At 62.5% G+C, this 18,280-nt stretch carries 19 protein-coding genes; 9 read left to right on the top strand and 10 right to left on the bottom strand.

From position 1 onward, the window contains the following. Nucleotides 1-10: 10 nt before the first annotated feature. Nucleotides 11-1,558: a sigma-54-dependent transcriptional regulator gene (locus AC245Y_RS18625; protein ID WP_012758931.1), complete on the top strand. Its 1,548-nt coding sequence runs from the start codon at nucleotides 11-13 to the stop codon at nucleotides 1,556-1,558. Between the two features lie 178 nt (nucleotides 1,559-1,736). Continuing rightward, nucleotides 1,737-3,584, top strand: coding sequence for a peptidoglycan L,D-endopeptidase MepK (locus tag AC245Y_RS18620; RefSeq protein ID WP_017995146.1), 1,848 nt, complete (start codon nucleotides 1,737-1,739; stop codon nucleotides 3,582-3,584). Nucleotides 3,585-3,748: 164 nt separating this feature from the next. Here the strand turns inward: AC245Y_RS18620 and AC245Y_RS18615 are convergent, their stop codons facing one another. The 3 genes from AC245Y_RS18615 to AC245Y_RS18605 all read right to left on the bottom strand — a co-directional run bounded on the left by AC245Y_RS18615 (nucleotide 3,749) and on the right by AC245Y_RS18605 (nucleotide 5,230). After that, a complete protein-coding gene (locus tag AC245Y_RS18615; RefSeq protein WP_003542853.1) occupies nucleotides 3,749-4,012 on the bottom strand; it encodes a DUF2312 domain-containing protein in 264 nt (87 codons plus the stop codon). Between the two features lie 91 nt (nucleotides 4,013-4,103). After that, nucleotides 4,104-4,409 (bottom strand): DUF1244 domain-containing protein, encoded by a 306-nt coding sequence (locus AC245Y_RS18610; RefSeq protein ID WP_003582233.1) that lies wholly within the window; start codon nucleotides 4,407-4,409, stop codon nucleotides 4,104-4,106. Nucleotides 4,410-4,441: 32 nt separating this feature from the next. Continuing rightward, a complete protein-coding gene (locus AC245Y_RS18605; protein WP_026157467.1) occupies nucleotides 4,442-5,230 on the bottom strand; it encodes an N-formylglutamate amidohydrolase in 789 nt (262 codons plus the stop codon). Between the two features lie 201 nt (nucleotides 5,231-5,431). Here AC245Y_RS18605 and AC245Y_RS18600 point away from each other — a divergent pair, with 201 nt between their 5' ends. The 3 genes from AC245Y_RS18600 to AC245Y_RS18590 all read left to right on the top strand — a co-directional run bounded on the left by AC245Y_RS18600 (nucleotide 5,432) and on the right by AC245Y_RS18590 (nucleotide 8,131). Then, nucleotides 5,432-5,917, top strand: a complete 486-nt coding sequence (locus AC245Y_RS18600; RefSeq protein ID WP_011653476.1) for a DUF1036 domain-containing protein — start codon at nucleotides 5,432-5,434, stop codon at nucleotides 5,915-5,917. Further along, nucleotides 5,917-7,356, top strand: coding sequence for a pyruvate kinase (pyk, locus tag AC245Y_RS18595; protein ID WP_003542849.1), 1,440 nt, complete (start codon nucleotides 5,917-5,919; stop codon nucleotides 7,354-7,356). Before AC245Y_RS18600 ends, pyk begins: the two co-directional genes overlap by 1 nt. A gap of 139 nt (nucleotides 7,357-7,495) precedes the next feature. Further along, on the top strand, nucleotides 7,496-8,131 hold the full coding sequence (locus AC245Y_RS18590; protein ID WP_017995144.1) for a LysE family translocator: 636 nt from the start codon (nucleotides 7,496-7,498) through the stop codon (nucleotides 8,129-8,131). A gap of 2 nt (nucleotides 8,132-8,133) precedes the next feature. Here AC245Y_RS18590 and AC245Y_RS18585 read toward each other — a convergent pair whose 3' ends face one another. From AC245Y_RS18585 to AC245Y_RS18575, 3 genes are read right to left on the bottom strand one after another with little or no spacing between them, the layout of a single operon-like run. After that, complete coding sequence (locus AC245Y_RS18585) at nucleotides 8,134-8,691, bottom strand: DUF4865 family protein (RefSeq protein ID WP_017995143.1); 558 nt, start codon at nucleotides 8,689-8,691, stop codon at nucleotides 8,134-8,136. Continuing rightward, entirely contained in the window at nucleotides 8,688-9,092 is a 405-nt protein-coding gene (locus tag AC245Y_RS18580) for a cupin domain-containing protein (protein ID WP_017995142.1), read from the bottom strand. The genes AC245Y_RS18585 and AC245Y_RS18580 overlap by 4 nt, the downstream gene beginning before the upstream one ends. Further along, nucleotides 9,089-9,508: a tautomerase family protein gene (locus AC245Y_RS18575; RefSeq protein WP_017995141.1), complete on the bottom strand. Its 420-nt coding sequence runs from the start codon at nucleotides 9,506-9,508 to the stop codon at nucleotides 9,089-9,091. Before AC245Y_RS18575 ends, AC245Y_RS18580 begins: the two co-directional genes overlap by 4 nt. A 117-nt stretch (nucleotides 9,509-9,625) precedes the next feature. Between AC245Y_RS18575 and AC245Y_RS18570 the strand changes: the two genes are divergently transcribed. Then, complete coding sequence (locus AC245Y_RS18570; protein ID WP_017995140.1) at nucleotides 9,626-10,537, top strand: LysR substrate-binding domain-containing protein; 912 nt, start codon at nucleotides 9,626-9,628, stop codon at nucleotides 10,535-10,537. 216 nt (nucleotides 10,538-10,753) lie between these two features. After that, a complete protein-coding gene (locus AC245Y_RS18565) occupies nucleotides 10,754-11,560 on the top strand; it encodes a phytanoyl-CoA dioxygenase family protein (protein WP_017995139.1) in 807 nt (268 codons plus the stop codon). A gap of 141 nt (nucleotides 11,561-11,701) precedes the next feature. On the opposite strand, the gene AC245Y_RS18560 is transcribed toward AC245Y_RS18565, so the two are convergent. After that, the gene (locus AC245Y_RS18560) at nucleotides 11,702-12,646 is read right to left on the bottom strand and encodes a GlxA family transcriptional regulator (RefSeq protein ID WP_026157466.1); all 945 of its coding nucleotides are present in this window, start codon (nucleotides 12,644-12,646) and stop codon (nucleotides 11,702-11,704) included. Between the two features lie 129 nt (nucleotides 12,647-12,775). Here AC245Y_RS18560 and AC245Y_RS18555 point away from each other — a divergent pair, with 129 nt between their 5' ends. Continuing rightward, nucleotides 12,776-13,573: an SDR family NAD(P)-dependent oxidoreductase gene (locus tag AC245Y_RS18555; protein WP_017995137.1), complete on the top strand. Its 798-nt coding sequence runs from the start codon at nucleotides 12,776-12,778 to the stop codon at nucleotides 13,571-13,573. 68 nt (nucleotides 13,574-13,641) lie between these two features. Here the strand turns inward: AC245Y_RS18555 and AC245Y_RS18550 are convergent, their stop codons facing one another. From AC245Y_RS18550 to AC245Y_RS18540, 3 genes are all read right to left on the bottom strand, one after another. Beyond that, nucleotides 13,642-14,616 (bottom strand): threonine ammonia-lyase, encoded by a 975-nt coding sequence (locus AC245Y_RS18550; RefSeq protein ID WP_017995136.1) that lies wholly within the window; start codon nucleotides 14,614-14,616, stop codon nucleotides 13,642-13,644. Between the two features lie 158 nt (nucleotides 14,617-14,774). Further along, nucleotides 14,775-16,511 (bottom strand): gamma-glutamyltransferase, encoded by a 1,737-nt coding sequence (ggt, locus tag AC245Y_RS18545; protein ID WP_017995135.1) that lies wholly within the window; start codon nucleotides 16,509-16,511, stop codon nucleotides 14,775-14,777. 76 nt (nucleotides 16,512-16,587) lie between these two features. Continuing rightward, entirely contained in the window at nucleotides 16,588-17,442 is an 855-nt protein-coding gene (locus tag AC245Y_RS18540; RefSeq protein WP_017995134.1) for a helix-turn-helix transcriptional regulator, read from the bottom strand. Nucleotides 17,443-17,558: 116 nt separating this feature from the next. Between AC245Y_RS18540 and AC245Y_RS18535 the strand changes: the two genes are divergently transcribed. Further along, on the top strand, nucleotides 17,559-18,275 hold the full coding sequence (locus AC245Y_RS18535; RefSeq protein WP_017995133.1) for an SDR family oxidoreductase: 717 nt from the start codon (nucleotides 17,559-17,561) through the stop codon (nucleotides 18,273-18,275). The last annotated feature ends 5 nt before the right edge of the window (nucleotides 18,276-18,280 follow it).

The raw sequence follows: 18,280 nt of genomic DNA, 5'->3' as shown, positions 1-18,280 counted from the left end.
TGAGGCGACAATGACCGGTTACAATGAGCTCAAGGGAGCAGGGCAAATCCTCGTGGTCGAGGACGACCCCGTGCAGCGCCGCCTGCTCAAGAACGCAATCGAGCGTCACGGCCATGTCGTGCACCAGGCGGAAAATGGCCGTATCGGCCTGGAAATGGTCAAACGCGACAGCGGCCTTTTCAACGTCATCGTGCTCGACCTGATGATGCCGGAGATGACCGGCCTCGAATTCCTCGATGCGCTTCACGAATTCGGCACGCAGATCCCTGTCATCGTGCAGACGGGGCAGGGCGGCATCGAAACGGTGGTGCAGGCCATGCGCGCCGGCGCCTTCGATTTCGTCGTCAAGCCGGTCTCGCCCGAACGCATCGCCACTTCGATCTCGAACGCGATGAAGCTCGACCAGCGCGAAGTCAAGGCGCGCGCCGGACGCCGGTCGCGCTCAGGTTCGGTTGGCTTCGACGATATCGTCTCGGCAAGCCCGGCGATGCTCCGCGTCATCGATCTCGCCCAGCGGGCGGCTCAGTCCAACATTCCCGTCGTGCTCGAAGGCGAATCCGGCGTCGGCAAGGAGCTGGTGGCGCGCGCCATCCAATCCGGCGGCGACCGCTCGAACAAGCCCTTCGTCACCGTCAATTGCGGGGCGATCCCGCATAATCTGGTCGAGAGCATTCTCTTCGGTCACGAGAAGGGCGCGTTTACCGGCGCGACCGAGCGCCACATCGGCAAATTCATGGAAGCCGACGGCGGCACCATCTTCCTTGACGAGATCGGCGACCTGCCGCTCGAAGTGCAGGTGAAACTCTTGCGCGCCGTCCAGCAGGGCGAGATTGAGACCGTCGGTGCGCGCACCGCGCACAAGGTCAATGTCCGGCTGATCTCGGCGACCAACAAGGATCTGATCGAGGAGGTCAAGAACGGCCATTTCCGCGAGGATCTCTACTATCGCCTCAACGTCTTCCCGATCACCATTCCGGCGTTGCGCAAACGCAAGGAAGATATTCCGCATCTGGTGCGCGTCTTTGCCGACCGCTTCTCCAGCGAGCAGAAGAACGGCCGCCGCATGACGGTGAATGCCGGCACGCTGGCTTTGCTGACGGCCTATGACTGGCCGGGCAATATCCGCCAGCTCGAAAACGCGATCTTCCGCGCAGTCGTCCTGGCCGAAGGGCCGGAGCTGACCGAGGCTGATTTCCCGCAGATCGCCGCCCAGCTTCCGGAATATGACGTGGTGGATCACCTGGCCCTCGTTGCCGACAATACCGGCCTCGATCCCGACAACGGCTATGGCGAGGACTTCAGGGCGTCGATGTCGGGGGAGGTACACCACCACCGCCTGTCCGAGGCCTCGGAAAACGCGATTGCCAGCGTCAATCCTGCCGGAGACGTGCGCAAACTTGCCGATGTCGAGGAGGAACTCATCCGATTCGCACTCAAATTCTATCGCGGGCAGATGAGTCAAGTAGCGCGCAAGCTCGGTATCGGCCGATCCACACTTTATCGCAAGCTCAAGGACTACGGCATAGACCCTGACAATCCCCAGAAAGATGCGGCTTAAGCGCTTTTCATTAAGGTTAAGGCAACCACGTTTTGTTACTAGTCATAAACCACTTGTTAGTGGCGCGTTCACTATGTAAAGAAAAGGTTGATCATGTGTGGCATTTTTGCCATCGTGTGACCGCATTTGACAGTCATCTGAGACAGTACGGGACATTGTCTGTCTGACGGGGATCGAGTTGCCGAATCTGAATGGGAATTCCAAGCCTTCGCGCTTGAGCTGGCGTTTGTTGTGCGCCGACATTTGCGGAAAGGCAATAAGGACGGTAGCGGCCGCCCTTCTTGCGCTCGCGGTTTCCTCACCGGTATTCGTTGGTACGCCTTCGCAGGCAGCGGGCGACACCCGCAGCCTCAAGCTCTATTTCATTCATACCGGCGAAAAAGCCGTCATCACCTATAAGCGTAACGGCAAGTTCGACCCCAAGGGTCTAGAGCAGCTGAACCGCTTCCTGCGCGACTGGCGCAAGAACCAGCCGACGAAGATGGACCCGCGCCTGTTCGACCTGATCTGGGAAGTCTATCGCCAGAGCGGTTCGAGGGACTACATCAACGTTGTCTGCGGTTTCCGTTCGCCAGGAACCAACGAGCTGCTGCGCGGCCGCTCGCGCAATTCCGGCGTCGCCGAAAAGAGCCAGCATATGCTTGGCAAGGCGATGGACTTCTTCATTCCCGACGTCAAGCTGGCGACGTTGCGCGGCATCGGCATGAAGATGCAGGTCGGCGGCGTCGGCTTCTATCCGAAATCGGGCTCGCCCTTCGTGCATATGGATGTCGGTGGCGTTCGCGCCTGGCCGCGCATGAGCCGCGACGAGCTTGTCCGGCTCTTCCCGAACGGTAATACCATCCATATTCCGGCCGATGGCAAGCCGCTACCGGGCTACCAGCAGGCGATGGCCGACTATAAGCGCCGCGCCAGCGGCACGCAGATCCAGATCGCCAGCGCTTCCGAATCGGCGCCAAAGCACAAGACGTTGTTTGCCGCGCTCTTTGGCGGCGGAGCGGACGAGCAAGAAGACGAGTCGGATGATTCCACCCCTGTTGCCGTCGCCAAGGCGACGCCGCCGAAGGCCGAGCCTGCTCCCGCCGAGCCGCAACAGACCGAAGTCGCCGATCTGAACGCGCCGGTGCCGCAGGTTCGCCCCGCATTCAGCAACCAGCCGGCGGCCAGCGAAGTGGCGAGTGCACTCGTCGCGCCGCCTTCGGGTAATGCCGCACAGCAGGCTCTTGCGGCGGCCCTTCCGGCCGATCAGGCCCAGCCGCAGCAGTTCGCCGATCTCAGCGCCTACAGCATTCCGGTTCCCTCGCTTCTCGGCCAGCGCCGCGCGCCTGGCGACGCCGAGGTTGCAGCGACCGATCCCGTGCTGACGGGTGCGAATGCGCTGCCGGTTCCGACGCCGATCGAACGCCCTTCCGTTGCCGAGAACCTTCTTGCCGCGGCCGATGCCGATCCGGAAGCAGAGGCCGACGAAGCCGATCAGGACGCGCTGTCTCCTGCCGTTGCCGATGCGCTCGACCAGCAGCGGAACGAGGGGGAAAGCCAGATCGCGTCGAAGGCTCCGCCGCAGACGGTCGAGCAGGCGATCAACGCCGCGATGACGCAAAAGGCGCCTGCCGCAACAAAGCCGCCGCTCGAACTCGCGGCATTGGCGCCGATGACCAAATCGGCAAGCTTTGGCGACGGCTTCGACGAACCGGCTGTCGAAAGCGCCGTGGCGCAGGGGCTTCCCGCCAAGGGTGGTCGCCCGACGCATAAGGAAGCCGCGGCAGCGGATGCCAGCCGCACGACGGTGCGCACCGAGCCGAAGCTGACGGAAAAGATGATCTCGCAGTGGGCGCTCACCAATGCGCGCCTCGAAATGGCCTCCAAGCTGGTCAAGGCGCCGCGGTTCGTCAGCCAGACGATGCGCGCCCAGCCGACCGCCGTCTATGCCGAGGGCTTCAACATCAAGACCGCTTCGGTCGACCCGGCCCGCTTCAGCGGCACGGCTGTGAACTTCATGGAAGTGCGCAAGTTCAACACGAACTGAACCTGCCAATCGAGGAAATGTCGAAAACCGCCGGAGGGAGCGATCCGGCGGTTTTTCTTTTTTATTTCGATCCGGCAAGCTGGCTGTTTAGGCAGTTGTTTTCACCGCAAAAGAAAAGCCGCCGGGAGGCCGGCGGCTTGTCGACATCGGTAATGCCGGAAGGATCAGCCTTCCGGCGGCGACTCGATCATGCCGAGCGCGAGCAGGTAGGTGTCGAGGATTGCTTCCTCTTCCATGCGTTCCTGCTCGTCCTTCTTGCGCAGCGCCACGACCTTCTTCAGGATCTTGGTATCGAAGCCCATTCCCTTGGCTTCGCCATAGACGTCCTTGATGTCGTCGGCGATGGTCTTCTTTTCTTCTTCCAGCCGTTCAATGCGCTCGATGAAAGCGCGAAGCTGATCGCGGGCGACGCCATGAGCATCAGACATCGTGTTCTCCTGGTTTTTTGGTGATCAATTTTGGATGCCAGTGACTGCCGCGAAGCGGCGTCACGGTCAAGCCTGTTCGCGGCCAGCCAAGCTATTTGTGTGGGTTGTTCAGTTCAAAAGCAGCCTTTTGCACAGGCGAGGCCTCGTTCTGGTGAAGATTCTTCCAATCCTCATAGGGCATGCCATAGACCATTTCGCGCGATTCGTCCCTGGTAACCGGGACACCTTCGGCCTCCGCGGCTTCGCGATACCAGTTCGACAGGCAGTTGCGGCAGAAGCCGGCCAGATTCATCAGGTCGATGTTCTGAACGTCGCTGCGTTCGCGAAGATGTGCGACGAGGCGGCGGAAGGCGGCAGCTTCGAATTCGGTCTGTTGTTCCTTGCTGAGCGCGGTCATCTCGCTTCCTTTCGTTAAATGAGGCCATTCGTTCAATAAGGGCCGGCGCGCGACAGATGAACATCGTATCCGTGCAAGGCGGGATCGGCATTCATCGCCGCAAAGATCGGTGCCAGGCGTTCGGCCCATGCGGATATGCCGGTCTCGTCTCCGATCAGGTCTTGGCGCACTTCGAGCAGCGCATGCGGAATGCCTGTGATCATGCAATGGCGGTACATGGTATCGCCCTTCAGCGCGCCGTCATAGGGTTCGTTGTCGCCGACGGCGAGATCGGGGTCGGCGCGCAGCATGTCGAGCAGCGGGCCGACGGCGCGATGGTCGCTGTCCCAGAGCACGGCGGCGTGCCAGGGACGGGGAATGCCTTTCCAGGCCGGCGTGAAGGAATGCAGCGACAGCACCAGCGGCGCTCTGCCGGTGGCATTCGCCACGCTGTCGATCGTTGCGGCCACAGCGTCGTGATAGGGGCGATGGAAGGTTTCGATGCGGTAGTCCCATTCCTGCGGCGTGATCGGATGATTGCCCGATATGACGGCGCCGTCGGAGATCTTCATGATCAGCGTCGGATCGTCTTCGCCGCGGTTCGGATCGATCAGCAGGCGCGAAAAGCCGCCGAGCACGGCTGGAACGCCGAGTTTCGCCGAGAGCTGCCGCGTCAGGCCCTCGATGCCGATGTCATAGGCGATGTGGCGGGCGAAAGCTGCGTCGGGCAGTCCGAGCCTGCCATATCGCGCTGGAAGGCGGTTCATCGCGTGATCTGCGAGGATCACCATGCCTTTGTCATGTTTGCCGGATAGGATTTCGAAGGATTGGAAGTCGTCCATCAGGGAATTGCCGTTTGTCATTGCGCCGTCGGGCGCAGTGATCGCATGCACCTGCGGCAGGTTCAAGCGCGGCAGGGTGGGGAGAGGTTGAGTCGGACCCTCGACGGTGGTTATGAAAGGAAATATAATCGATTAGCATTGCGTTGACTTTCGCTTGACGGCGGCGCAAGAAGACACGGATACGAATAACCGTGGAGCTATTTGGGAGCCGTGTTGATCCAAGCCGCGCCAAGTTTCCTCACGCGGTCCGGACCGCTGGTCCGTCTCGCTCTGTTCGCTCTTGCAGCCGCCATGCCGTTTTTCATCGCAGATGCCGCACGCGCCGATTTTCGCGTCTGCAATGGAACACAAAATCTCGTCGGCGTCGCGATCGGATACCGGGCCAAGGATGGCTGGGTGACGGAGGGCTGGTGGCAGGTGCCGGCAACGACCTGCGCCACGCTGATCGAGGGAGAATTGCAGTCGCGTTATTATTACCTCTACGCAGAGGACGCCGCCCGGGGAGGACGATGGACGGGTGACGTGCAGATGTGCGTGGCGGAAAATGAATTCAAGATCTCGGGTGTGCAGGATTGTTATGCCCGCGGTTACCAGAAGATGGGATTCAAGGAATATGATACGGGCCGCCAGGGTAGCTGGATGGTTCAACTCTCCGACACCCCAGGGACGCAAGAAAGCCAGAATTGATGAAGCGTAATCGCAAAGTTAAAATCCTCGCCACCCTCGGGCCAGCCTCCTCCGAGGAATCGATGATCGAGAAGCTGCACCAGGCGGGTGCCGATGTCTTCCGCATCAACATGAGCCATGCGAGCCACGACATGATGCGTATGCTCATCCAGCGCATCCGCTCGGTCGAGGCGCGCTCCGGCCGGCCGATCGGCATTCTCGCCGACCTGCAAGGACCGAAACTGCGTGTCGGCAAGTTCGTCGACGGCAAGGTGGATCTGAAGCCCGGCCAGACCTTCACGCTCGACAACAACGAAGCCCTCGGCGACCAGAACCGCGTCTATCTGCCGCACCCCGAGATCCTGGAGTCGGTACAGCCCGGCCACCGTCTACTGATCGATGACGGCAAGCTCGCCCTGCGCGCAGAAAAATGCGACGGCAAGAGCATCGTCACGACTGTTATTTCGGGCACGCGCATCTCCGACCGCAAGGGCGTCAGCCTTCCCGACACGCTGCTCGGCGTCGGCGCGCTGACGGACAAGGACCGCGCCGATCTCGACGCAGTGCTTGCCACCGACGATGTCGACTGGGTGGCGCTTTCCTTCGTCCAGCGTCCCGACGACCTTGCCGAAGTGCGCAAGATCGCCCGCGGCCGCGTCGGCCTGATGTCGAAGATCGAAAAGCCGCAGGCTCTCGAGCGCATCGAGGAAATCATCGAACTGTCAGACGCATTGATGGTCGCCCGCGGCGATCTCGGCGTCGAAATGCCGCTCGAATCGGTTCCTGGCATCCAGAAGCAGCTGATCCGTGCCTGCCGCCGTTCGGGCAAGCCGGTGGTCGTTGCCACGCAGATGCTGGAATCGATGATTTCAGCGCCGGTGCCGACACGCGCCGAAGTTTCCGACGTCGCGACCGCCGTTTTTGAAGGTGCGGATGCCGTCATGCTCTCGGCCGAATCGGCCTCGGGCGACTATCCCGTCGAAGCCGTCACGACGATGGCGTCGATTGCCACCGCCATCGAGCGCGAGCCGCATTATCCCGGCATCATCTATGCCCAGCGTGCCCAGCCGGAAGCGACCGGCGCCGATGCGATCTCGCTGGCCGCCCGTCAGATCGCCGAAACGCTGAAGCTGTCGGCGATCGTCTGTTACACCTCGTCGGGCACGACAGGTCTTCGTGCCTCGCGCGAGCGTCCGCAGGTGCCGATCCTGGCGCTGTCGCCGATCATCAAGACGGCGCGCCGTCTTGCCGTCGTCTGGGGCCTGCATTGCGTCGTCACCCATGACGCGACCGATCTCGACGACATGGTCAACCGCGCCTGCCGCATCGTCGCGGACGAAGGCTTCGGCAAGCCGGGCGATCGCATCATCATCTCGGCCGGTGTGCCGCTCGGCACGCCCGGCGCCACCAACATGATCCGCATCGCCTATATCGGCTCCGACGGCCAGAGCGGCGTCTGATCCAATCGCATGCCTTCGAACGCCCGCTGCCTGAAGAGGCGGCGGGCTTTTTCGTTGACGGACTGGCATTGCCAAGCTTGGCGACGCATGCAAGTTTCGCTCCCTGGAGCTGGACATGCTCCGGGTTCGGAGGAGCATCATGGATATCGTCACGCTTCTGGCTTTTGCAGCCGTTTCTTTTGTCGGCATCGCGACGCCCGGGCCAACGGTGCTGTTGGCGCTGACCAACGGTTCTCGGCATGGCCTGCGCCGGGCAGTTGCCGGCATGATCGGCGCGGTGCTGTCCGATTTCGTGCTGATCGGCGCCGTCGCGATCGGGCTCGGTGCGCTGCTCGCTGCATCGGAATTCTGGTTCTCGATGCTGAAATGGGCGGGCGCCGCCTATCTCGCTTTTCTCGGCATCATGCTGCTGCGTTCGAAGGGCGCGATCGATGCGGCGTTGAAGTCCGGAGCGCCTGCGGGCGCGACTTCGCCCTTCTCGATCGGGCTGAAGAGCTTCATGGTCGCGGCGACCAATCCGAAGGGCTACCTGTTCTTCTCGGCCTTCCTGCCGCAGTTCATCGACCCGACCCTGCCGCAGGCAACGCAATACACGTTGCTCGCGCTGGTCTTTGCCGCGCTCGATTTCCTCATCATGTTCGGCTACGCCTTCTTCGGTTCGCAGGCCGTGCGTTTCCTCAAAACCTCCAGCGCCATGTGGCTGGAGCGGGCCTGCGGTGGCGCGCTGCTGGCGCTTGCCGGCTCGCTGGCATTCTATCGCCGGGCAACCGCTTGAGGTCAGGGTCGAGCCAGGGATAGATGGCCGACGCGATAGGCCTGCGTCTGCTCGCCGATCTCGGGAATTTCTCGCCACAGTCTGAAGCGTACCCGCGTCCAGGTCGTCGGTTCGAAGCCGGAGACGGAGGCGAGTGCCCTGCCCGTCGCAACGTCGGCTCCAGCCTGCGCGCTTTCGGCCTGGCGGATGTCGGCGAGCGGCGCATAAGGCTCTGTCTGCAGGACATCGCGTGTGGCGAACTTGGCTGAGGCGATATCAGGCGAGATTTCTGCCTGCCAGACGATCCAGGTCCTCACCTGTGGCCAGCCGAAGGCGCTGGTGAGAGCCTCGAAACCTGGGCCGCAGAGGAAGTCGCTTGCTCCTTCCGGCCTCTGCCAGAGATAGAAGGGCGCATAGAGATTGTCGCGGTTGCCGAACTCCCCCTTGCGGGCGCTGAGATAGGCTTTGAAGCCGAGATCGGGGAAGCCGTCGAGCATCGGCCCCTTGTCGCGGATGCGGCGGTCGATGATCGACATGTCGTAATCGGCGGGCAGGGTGAAGCTGTACTGCATGGCGATCATGGCTGTGCCTCCACCGGTTGCAGCCATTCGACGACGCTGCCATTTTCCGTCGGCTGGATACTGATATAGCTGAAGGGGCTGTCATCAGCCGCGCCATGCCAGTGGCGCTCGCCGGGCGCAAACCAGACGGCATCGCCGGCACGCAATGCTTCGATCAGGCCGCCCTCGTTCTGCGCCAACCCATGGCCCGAAAGCACATAGAGCAGCTGGCCTTTGGGATGTGTGTGCCAGCGGGTGATAGTGCCGGGATCGAGCGTGGCGCGCATTGCGGTGTTCTCACCATCGGCGCTGCCTTCGAGCAGCATCTCGATCCAGAAAGGCGAGGTTGCGACACCCTCTGGCGAACGGACCGCCCTGCCAGGGCGTCTAACAGTCATGGTCCTCAGGTTCAAAGCGATCATTGTCGGCCTCCAGCCACACGAAGCCGCCAGTCTGGGTCGGTCATCTGGGCAATGCCGTTGCCGAAGGACCAGTCTTCCGGTGCGCTGGTGCTGATGACGATCATCACATCCTCAGGCCGGAGGCCCGGCGATTGCGCCAGGAGATCGGCGAGCCGCCGATAGAGCGCTGCCTTCATCTCGCCGGTGCGAGGCCTGCCGATCGTGATCGAGATGTAGACGAAGTCGTCCGAGCGCGGGCCGGCAAGATAGCTGCGATCGAAGATCAACTCGCGCTCGTCATGCTGGTGGATGGCCTGGAAGCGGTCGTTTTCGGGCACGTCGAAGGTCTCGACCAGGGCGCGCTGGATGTTGTCGGCCAGTGCCATGAGGTAGTCCGGCGACTTGCCTTTACGAAGGGAAATGCGAACTAAGGGCATCGGAATCTCCATGGTTCAGGCCGTCGGTCGGCCTTGACAGCAGAACCATCGCACGGCACGATAATGCTGAAAAGCAGAATTTTATGGATTAATGATCCTGAAAAATGGGACTATGTGATGAGACGAACGATCTTCGATCTCGACGTGCTTCGGACCTTTTCGGTCGGCATGGAGCTTGGCAATTTCGCCAAGGCGGCCGAGCGGCTCGGGCGTTCGACCTCGGCAGTAAGTGCGCAGCTGAAGAAGCTGGAGGAACAGGCGGGCACGGCGATCTTCCGCAAGGCGGGTCGCGGGCTGGCGCTGACCGATGCCGGCGAGACGATGCTGGGCTATGCCAGGCGGCTGCTAGAGCTCAACGACGAGGCGGCTGCCGCCGTTAACAGCGTCGAGCTGGAAGGCTGGGTGCGGCTCGGCCTGCAGGAGGATTTCGGCGAGACCCTGCTGCCTGATGTGCTCGGCCGCTTTGCGCGTGCCCACCCGAAGGTCCGGATCGAAGCGCGGGTGGTGCGTAATGCCGAGCTGCTCGAGCGCGTCACATCGGGCAAGCTCGATCTCGCGCTTGCCTGGAGTGACGGCACGCTGACGGCGCATTGCGAGCGGATCGGCGAAGTGTCGATGCGCTGGATCGGACCTGCCGAGGGGGCGCCGGCCTGGCAAGCCGCAAGCGGCGAGCCGATGCCGCTTGCCTCGCTGGAGGCGCCATGCCTGCTGCGCAGTGCAGCGACCAAGGCGCTGGATGAGGCGGGAATCTCCTGGCGGCTCGCCTTCGTGAGTCCCAGTCTCGGCGGTCTCTGGGCCGCGACGGCGGCAGGCCTCGGTCTCACCATCCGCACGCCGATCGGCCTGCCGGCGAAGGTCCGGCCGCTGGCGCCGGGGGCGATCGGCTTGCCGGATTTGCCGAAGCTCGGCTTGGTCCTGCATCGGGCGGAAGCCGAACCGCAGCCGGCTGCGGCCCGGCTTGCCGAACTCGTGCTGCAGTCGGTGCATGGCGCGTTGCGCGGGGGTGGTGGCCTGACATCCCAGCATTGACCCGTCGGACGCGTGGCTGTAGCTTTGGGCCGCTATGAAGACGTTCACCCTCAATATCGCTTCGGTCTTCTTCTTGAGCCATTGAGGCTCTGCCTTCGGGCATCAGAAGATGCGGCCGCTGACCAGCCTTCGTGGCTGGTGCGTTGCCGTGGACTGTAACCACCCTGCATCTGGCCAAGGACAGAACCGGCAGGTTTGGCGATAGAGAGATATGTCATGACATCAGATGTTTACCCGCCGGCACTGAGTGCTGTGCAGATCGAGCAATTCATCGAGGACGGCTTCACCAGAATCGACGACGCTTTTCCCCGCGCATTGGCCAAGGAAGCTCGTGCCATCATGTGGCGCGACATTCCCTTCGCTGCGGATGATCCAGGGACGTGGACGCAGCCCGTCGTGCGGCTTGCCGGTTATGGCGGCGGACCATTCGAGAAAGCCGTCAACACGCCGGTGCTGCATTCGGCCTTCGACCAGCTCGTCGGCAAGGGTCGCTGGGAGCCGCGCAGCGGGCTTGGCAGTTTCCCGGTCCGCTTTCCCCATCCCGATGATCCGGGCGATGCCGGTTGGCATGTCGATCTGAGCTTTGTCGGCGAGGATTCCAATCCGGATGAGCAGCGGGACTTTTCCGCCTGGCGGGTGAACATCACCTCGCGCGGGCGGGCGTTGCTGATGCTCTTCCTGTTCTCGGATGTCGGGGAAGAGGATGCGCCGACCCGAATCCGCGTCGGTTCGCACAAGGATATTGCCCGCCTTCTTGAGCCAGCGGGCGAGTCGGGAATGGCCTATCTTAGGTTGGAGCACGTCGGGGAAGACCGGCCGCTGGCCTTGGCGACAGGGCGGGCGGGTACCGTCTATCTATGCCATCCGTTTCTCATCCATGCAGCGCAGATGCATCGCGGCAAGCAGCCGCGTTTCATGGCGCAGCCCGGCCTTGCACCTTCCGAACCCATTCGGCTCGAACGGGAGGACGGTGCCTATTCAGCGGTCGAGACGGCAATACGCCGGGCGCTTCAGGAGCGGTAACGAGAACAGGATGCATCCTGCCGCCTAAAGCGCTGCGCGTCTTTTCAGACGCGCAAAGGACGCTGTAGCACTTTGAATTGCTGCATAATTTTATCCCTAAATCGATTCCGATTTAAGGAATTATGCAGCAGGCCGGGTGCATCACATCTGCTGTTCCTGCAGGGCGGCGCGCCGAATTGCCTGCGGCGGCTGACCGAAAGCGCGAAGGAAGGCGCGGCGCATGCGCTCGCGATCGGCAAAGCCGGTTTCGCGAGCAACGACATCTATCGGGTGGCGGCCCTGCTCCATCATCAGCCGGGCCGCTTCCAGCCTCAGGTTCTCGACGGCCTTCGCCGGCGATTGTCCGGTTTCTGCGCGGAAGGCGCGGCTGAACTGGCGGGGGCTGAGATGGGCAGTTTCCGCCAGCTCCTCGACCGAAAGCGTCGATTTCAGATTGCTGCGGGCGTGGGCGAGCGCCTTCTGAATCCGGTCTGATTTGGGCTCCAGCTCCAGCAGGGCGGAAAACTGCGACTGGCCGCCGGAGCGGCGATGATAGACGACGAGCATGCGGGAAACGGCGCGCGCTACCTCGAAGCCGTGATCCTTCTCGACCATCGCCAAAGTCAGGTCGAGACCGGCCGTCATGCCTGCCGAGGTCCAGATGGAACCGTCGATGATGAATATCCGGTCCTCTTCCATCTTTATCTTGGGATAGCGGCTTTGCAGCTCGCGAGAGACATACCAATGCGTCGTCGCGCGGCGGCCGTCGAGAATGCCGGCTTCGGCAAGAAAGAAGGCGCCGGTGCAGATCGACGCCAGGCGACGTGTGGCGGGCAGGGCGGTGCGGATGAAGTCGGTTTCCGCCGCATTCGGCAGCCTGATACCGGGCGCTCCCGTCACGATCAGCGTGTCGAGGGCCGGGTCCCCAAAGGCCTCCGTCTCCATCACCATGCCAAGCGAATTGGTAATCGGCCCGCCGTGTTCGGAGAGATAGCGGACCTCGTAAACCTTTTCCTCGAGTTCGATATTGGCGAACTCGAAGGCCGAGACGGCCGCGAGGCTCATGATTTGGAAGCCGGGATAAACAAGAAAGCCGATTTGCTGCATGACCATCACGTCCTGGCAAGACGATGTCCTTAAAGGCGGTATATATGACATTCAAGACATTCGCAATTGGGAGTAAGACTTTCCTTAAGCGCAAGGCATCGGGCTGGCGCGCATGCAAGGAGACGGATCATGACACAGGACCATAAGGGTACGGCGCTGGTGACCGGCGCATCCTCGGGCATCGGCGCAATCTATGCCCACAGGCTGGCAAAGCAGGGTTACAATCTCATCCTCGTTGCCCGCAGCGGCGAGCGGCTGCAGGCGCTGGCAACCCGGCTGACCGATGAGACCGGCCGGACGGTCGAGATGGTCGTTGCCGATCTCGGCAACCGGGCCGATCTTGCCCGCATCGAAGGGGTGTTGAAGGAAGACCGGAGCATCACGCTGCTGGTCAACAATGCCGGTGTCGGTGGAACGGCGCCGCTGCTTTCCGCCGATGTCGAAAAGATGCAGGAGATGATCGAGCTCAACGTCACGGCGCTGACGCGGCTGACCTATGCCGCCGTGCCGGGTTTCGCTACACGCGGCGGCGGCACGATCATCAATATTGCGTCCATCGTCGCGATCGCGCCTGAGCTGCTGAACGGCGTTTACGGCGGTACGAAAGCCTTCGTGCTTGCCTTCAGCCAGTCGCTGAAGCACGAACTGGCGGAGAAGAACATTCGCGTGCAGGCCGTGCTGCCGGGCGCCACCGCGACGGAATTCTGGGACATCGCCGGCACGCCGGTCGAACATTTGCCGGATGAGATCGTGATGTCGGCAGAAAATATGGTCGATGCGTCGCTCGCAGGTCTTGAGCAAGGCGAATTTGCAACGATCCCCTCGCTTGAGGATGCAGGCCTGCTTGCCGCCTACGAGCAGGCGCGTCAGGCATTGATGCCGAACCTCTCACGCACCGCGCCGGCGAAACGCTACAAGGTCGCGTAATTATAAAAAGATAGAAACCATCCGCGGCTGCTGCTGCGGATGGTCGACGGCGTTCACTTGCACGATGTTCAGCCGAAACGTTCCAGAGCCATGGCGAAGATATCGGGATCGACATTGCCGCCGGAGGTGACCACGACGGCCGTGTCGCTTTCCAGGGCATCGCCATGGAAGAGGGCGGCAGCGAGTGCCACGGCGCCGCCGGGCTCGACGACGATCTTCAATCGCGAGAAGGCAAGCGCCATGGCCCGCAGCGCCTCCTCGTCGGTGACGACGATGCCGGCGCCGGCGAGGCGCTTGAGGATCGGGAAGGTGATGTTGCCCGGCTGCGGCGTGACGATCGCATCGCAGATCGAGCCCGATACCGCCGCGTTGCGTTCGATCTTGCCGGAGGCGAGCGAGCGGGTCGTGTCGTCGAAATCCCTGGGCTCGCAGGGACGGACGCGAAAGCCGGGGGAGCTGGCTTCAAGGGCCAGCGCAATGCCGGAGGTCAATCCGCCGCCGCCGCAGGGAACGAGGACTTCGGCGGATGTCACGCCTTCCTCCCCAGCCTGCTCGGAGATTTCGAGACCGGTCGTGCCCTGACCGGCGATGACGAGCGGTTCGTCGAAGGGCCTGATCAGCGTCAGGCCGCGCTCGGCCGAAAGTCTCGCGCCGATCTCGTCGCGATCCTCGTTGACGCGGTCGTAGAGCACCACTTCAGCGCCGAAGGCGCGGGTGTTGGCGATCTTCAGCTTCGGCGCATCGCTCGGCATGATGATGACGGAGGGCACGCCGTGCAGCTTGGCCGCAAGCGCAACGCCCTGGGCGTGGTTGCCGGAGGAAAAGGCGATGACGCCCTTCGAGCGTACCGCAGCATCGAGGCCGGAGACGGCCGACCAGCCGCCGCGAAACTTGAACGAGCCGGAATGCTGCAGGCATTCCGCTTTCACGAACAGACGCCGGCCGGCGATCTCATCGAGGAAAGGGGAGGAGAGAAGCGGCGTGCGCCTTGCATGACCGCGCAGACGGGCGCGGGCTGCGACAATCATTTCAATGCTGGCCATTCGGGAATCTTTCTGCTTGCGGGTTCGCCCATGCATAGGGCGAGGCAAGTCAATTGTGAACGGCGACTTTGTCACGGTGACATGAATGGTGCCTCTGCCGCTTGTTGAGAGCCGTGTTGCGCTTTCCACCGACTGTTTGATCAGGCGATCTCGAAGCGTCAGTAGCCGCTTGCCGACCCTTCCGCTGCGCGGCTATCCATGGCGCCATTGTAGCGGGCGCCGCCGCCCTTTTCGATTGCCGCAAGGCTTTTGCCGCCGACGAGGATGCCTGCGGCCTGGCCCCATTGCGGCGCGTCATTGCCGCCATCGAAGCTGTAGCCCATGGCGGCAAGCGTCTTTTCGGTATCGGGCGAGAGTGCATAGGGTTCGAGAAAGACCTTGTCGGGCTGCCATTGGTGGTGGACACGCGGGGCGTTGACCGCCTGACTGATATCCATGCCGAAATCGACGACATTGAGGATCGCTTCCAATGTGATGGTGATGATGCGCGAGCCGCCGGGGCTGCCGATCACCATGAATGGTTTGCCGTCCCGGGTGACGATCGTCGGGCTCATCGAGGAAAGCGGCGTCTTCTTCGGGGCGATGGCATTGGCTTCGCCCTGCACCAATCCGTAGAGGTTCGGCACACCGGGCTTGGAGGTGAAATCGTCCATCTCGTTGTTGAGTAGGACACCCGTGCCGGGCGCGACGACCGCGGCGCCGAAGGAGCCGTTCAGCGTATAGGTGACGGCGACCGCATTGCCCTCGTCGTCGATGATCGAATAATGCGTCGTCTCGGTGCTTTCCTTGCCGCCGAGCGGTTTCAGGTTCGCCGAGGCGCCGGCCCTGTAGGGATCGATCTTGGCGGCAATTTCCGAGGCATATTTCTTGTCGAGCAGTTTCTCGACCGGGTTCTCGACGAAATCAGGATCGCCGAGCGCTGCATTGCGGTCGACATAGGCGTAGCGCATCGCCTCGACCATGATGTGCACGGTTTCGGCCGAGTTATAGCCGAGATAGGAGAGCGGATAACCTTCGAGAACGTTGAGGATCTCGCAGATGATGACGCCGCCGGAAGACGGCGGTGGCGAGGAAATGATGTCGTAGCCGCGGTAATTGCACTCGATCGGCTTCAATTCGCGCACGGCATATTGCTCGAAATCCTCCTTGGCGAGGATGCCGCCCTTGGCCTGGCTCGCTTTGACGATCGCCTCGGCGGGGGCGGCCTTGTAGAAGGCGTCGGGGCCTTTTTCGGAAATGCCTGCCAGGACTGCGGCAAGGTCCGGCTGCTGGAGTTTTTCGCCGGATGCATAGGGTTTACCATCAGGTTTCAGGAAGATCTTCGCCGCCGCCTCATCCTTGGCGAGGCGCTTGGCGTTGCCGGCGAAACTTGCGGCGTCGCCCTGTTCCAGCGTGAAACCTTCCTTGGCGAAGCGAAGTGCCGGCGCGATCAGTTCTTCGCGCGACTTGCTGCCGTATTTCTCGCGCGCGGTCTCGAAGCCCATGACGGAGCCCGGCACGCCAACGGCAAGATAGCCGTCGAGGCTGGCGCGCGGCACGATATCGCCCTTGGCATCGAGATACATAGTCTTCGTTGCGGCAAGCGGCGCGCGTTCGCGAAAATCGAGGAAGGTCTTCGTGCCGTCCTTCAGGCGGATGGTCATGAAGCCGCCACCGCCGAGATTGCCGGCCGAGGGATAGACCACCGCCAGCGCATAACCGACGGCGACCGCCGCATCGACGGCGTTACCGCCGCTTTTCAGCACGTCGACGCCGACATCGGTCGCCAGATGCTGGGCGGTGACGACCATGCCGTGCTCGGCTTCGACGGGCGCAGGCGAGGCGGCGAAAGCCGAGGTCAGGCTCAGCGACAAAGCTGATATGACGGAGATCGTCCCGATATGCAGGCGGCCCATGATTTCCCCTCCTATGGACAATGATGGAAAAACATATGGGACTGCGGCAGCCCGAGGCAATGCAAGGGGTTGGCTTTTATGTGAGGAGCTCGGCGAGTTTCCGGTTGGTGTCGTCGTCATCGAGCGGCGTATAGACGATGAGTTTCATTTCCGGCCGGCTGGTCAGTGTTAGGCCGGTATGTTCGAAGGACATGCGGCCCTTGACGGGATGGTTGATGCGCTTGATGCCGGATAGCGGACTGACGACCTCATGGCGCTGCCACCAATCACGAAATTCAGGGCTTGCCTGTTTCAGCAGCGTGATCAGCCGATCGAAATCCGGATCGCCGGCATAACGCGCACTGTCGGCGCGAAACATCGCCAGCGAGACGCGGGCAACTGCTTCCCAGTCGACGAGCAGCTTGCGATGCGCGGGGTCGGCAAAGAGGCGATGCATGGTATTGCGCTCGTCGCGGTCGAGCGTGTCGTAACCGCCGAACAGCACCTCGGCGGCACGGTTCCAGGCGAGCACGTCCCACCGGCGGCCGAGCACATAGGCCGGCTGGTGTGTCAGGTTGGCGAGCATGCGCTGCAGCGGCTCGTCAACACATTCGGGTGCGGACGAGATTGCCTGAGGCACTTGCCGATTGTTGAGGATGAAGAGATGCCGGCGCTCGGCCTCGTCGAGGCGCAGCGCATCGGCAAGGGCGTTGAGCACCTGAATGGAGGGTCGGATGTCGCGGCCCTGTTCCAGCCAGGTGTACCAGGTGGTGCCGACGCCGGCGAGCATGGCGAGCTCCTCGCGGCGGAGACCCGGCGTGCGTCGGCGAAACCCCTCCGGCAGGCCAACTTCGGAGGGCGTCAGCCGCTCGCGACGGGAACGCAGAAAGGCTGCGAATTCACGGCGGCGGGCATCGAATGTATCGGGTCTCTGGTCCATGGGAGCGATCATATCAGTATCAATACCAGGATAAAACTGGAACTGTTTGCCGTTTCCAGGCCGCGCATGATGCCGGTGCCGCGGGTGATTGAAACGCCCGCGGCTCGATCAATTCAAGGAGCAGCATCATGTCTTTGCAGCATGTGGTCGTCATCGGCGGTTCTTCCGGCATCGGCCTTGCCACGGCGAAATTACTGTTGAAACAGGGGTATACCGTTACCATTGCGGGCCGCGACGGCGAAAAGCTTGCCGCGGCGACGGCATCGCTCGCGGGCGAGCTGCGCAGCCTCGTGCTCGATGCGGCGGAGCTCTCCGGTCTCGGGGAGGCTTTTTCCCAGATCGGCGCATTCGGTCATCTCGTGCTGGCGATGGGCAGCGGTCACGGTGCCGGACCCTTCGTGACGCTCGACATGGCGGATCTGCTTGCCGGGTTTCAGACCAAGCTCATCCCGCATGCCGCGGCAGCCCAGGCGGCACTGCCGCTGCTGCAGCCGGGCGGCAGCATCACCTTCGTTTCGGCGGTCAGCGCGCAAGCTGCGATGCCTGGCACGGCTGGACTTGCGGCCGTCAATGCCGGCATCGAGGCGATGGTGCCGGTGCTTGCCGCCGAATTGAAGCCGCTGCGCGTCAACGGCGTTTCCCCCGGGGTCGTCGATACGCCGTGGTGGAATTTCCTGCCGCCCGAGCAGCGCGACAGCGTCTTTGCGGATTTCGCCGGCCGCACGCCGGTCGGCCGTGTCGGCAGGCCGGAGGATATCGCGGAGGCGATTGCCTTCCTGATCGGAAACGGATTTATGAGTGGCCATGTCATCACCTGCGATGGTGGCGTCAGTCTCGGCGCCTGAGGCAG

This window comes from Rhizobium sp. SRDI943 (assembly GCF_057653695.1).
Note: the sequence above shows the minus strand (reverse complement) of the source record. Positions and strands in the feature narration are given on the sequence as shown.

Excerpts from the sequence above, each read along its gene's own strand:
- AC245Y_RS18575 (WP_017995141.1), bottom strand. The coding sequence starts at position 9,508 with ATGCCCTTAGTTCGCATTTCCCTTCGTAAAGGCAAGTCGCCGGACTAC.
- AC245Y_RS18560 (WP_026157466.1), bottom strand. The coding sequence starts at position 12,646 with ATGCAGCAAATCGGCTTTCTTGTTTATCCCGGCTTCCAAATCATGAGC.
- AC245Y_RS18590 (WP_017995144.1), top strand. The coding sequence starts at position 7,496 with ATGGATATCGTCACGCTTCTGGCTTTTGCAGCCGTTTCTTTTGTCGGC.
- AC245Y_RS18550 (WP_017995136.1), bottom strand. The coding sequence starts at position 14,616 with ATGGCCAGCATTGAAATGATTGTCGCAGCCCGCGCCCGTCTGCGCGGT.
- ggt (WP_017995135.1), bottom strand. The coding sequence starts at position 16,511 with ATGGGCCGCCTGCATATCGGGACGATCTCCGTCATATCAGCTTTGTCG.
- AC245Y_RS18580 (WP_017995142.1), bottom strand. The coding sequence starts at position 9,092 with ATGATCGCTTTGAACCTGAGGACCATGACTGTTAGACGCCCTGGCAGG.
- AC245Y_RS18610 (WP_003582233.1), bottom strand. The coding sequence starts at position 4,409 with ATGACCGCGCTCAGCAAGGAACAACAGACCGAATTCGAAGCTGCCGCC.
- AC245Y_RS18570 (WP_017995140.1), top strand. The coding sequence starts at position 9,626 with ATGAGACGAACGATCTTCGATCTCGACGTGCTTCGGACCTTTTCGGTC.
- AC245Y_RS18555 (WP_017995137.1), top strand. The coding sequence starts at position 12,776 with ATGACACAGGACCATAAGGGTACGGCGCTGGTGACCGGCGCATCCTCG.
- AC245Y_RS18615 (WP_003542853.1), bottom strand. The coding sequence starts at position 4,012 with ATGTCTGATGCTCATGGCGTCGCCCGCGATCAGCTTCGCGCTTTCATC.
- AC245Y_RS18625 (WP_012758931.1), top strand. The coding sequence starts at position 11 with ATGACCGGTTACAATGAGCTCAAGGGAGCAGGGCAAATCCTCGTGGTC.
- AC245Y_RS18535 (WP_017995133.1), top strand. The coding sequence starts at position 17,559 with ATGTCTTTGCAGCATGTGGTCGTCATCGGCGGTTCTTCCGGCATCGGC.
- AC245Y_RS18605 (WP_026157467.1), bottom strand. The coding sequence starts at position 5,230 with ATGGACGACTTCCAATCCTTCGAAATCCTATCCGGCAAACATGACAAA.
- AC245Y_RS18585 (WP_017995143.1), bottom strand. The coding sequence starts at position 8,691 with ATGATCGCCATGCAGTACAGCTTCACCCTGCCCGCCGATTACGACATG.
- AC245Y_RS18540 (WP_017995134.1), bottom strand. The coding sequence starts at position 17,442 with ATGATCGCTCCCATGGACCAGAGACCCGATACATTCGATGCCCGCCGC.
- AC245Y_RS18565 (WP_017995139.1), top strand. The coding sequence starts at position 10,754 with ATGACATCAGATGTTTACCCGCCGGCACTGAGTGCTGTGCAGATCGAG.
- pyk (WP_003542849.1), top strand. The coding sequence starts at position 5,917 with ATGAAGCGTAATCGCAAAGTTAAAATCCTCGCCACCCTCGGGCCAGCC.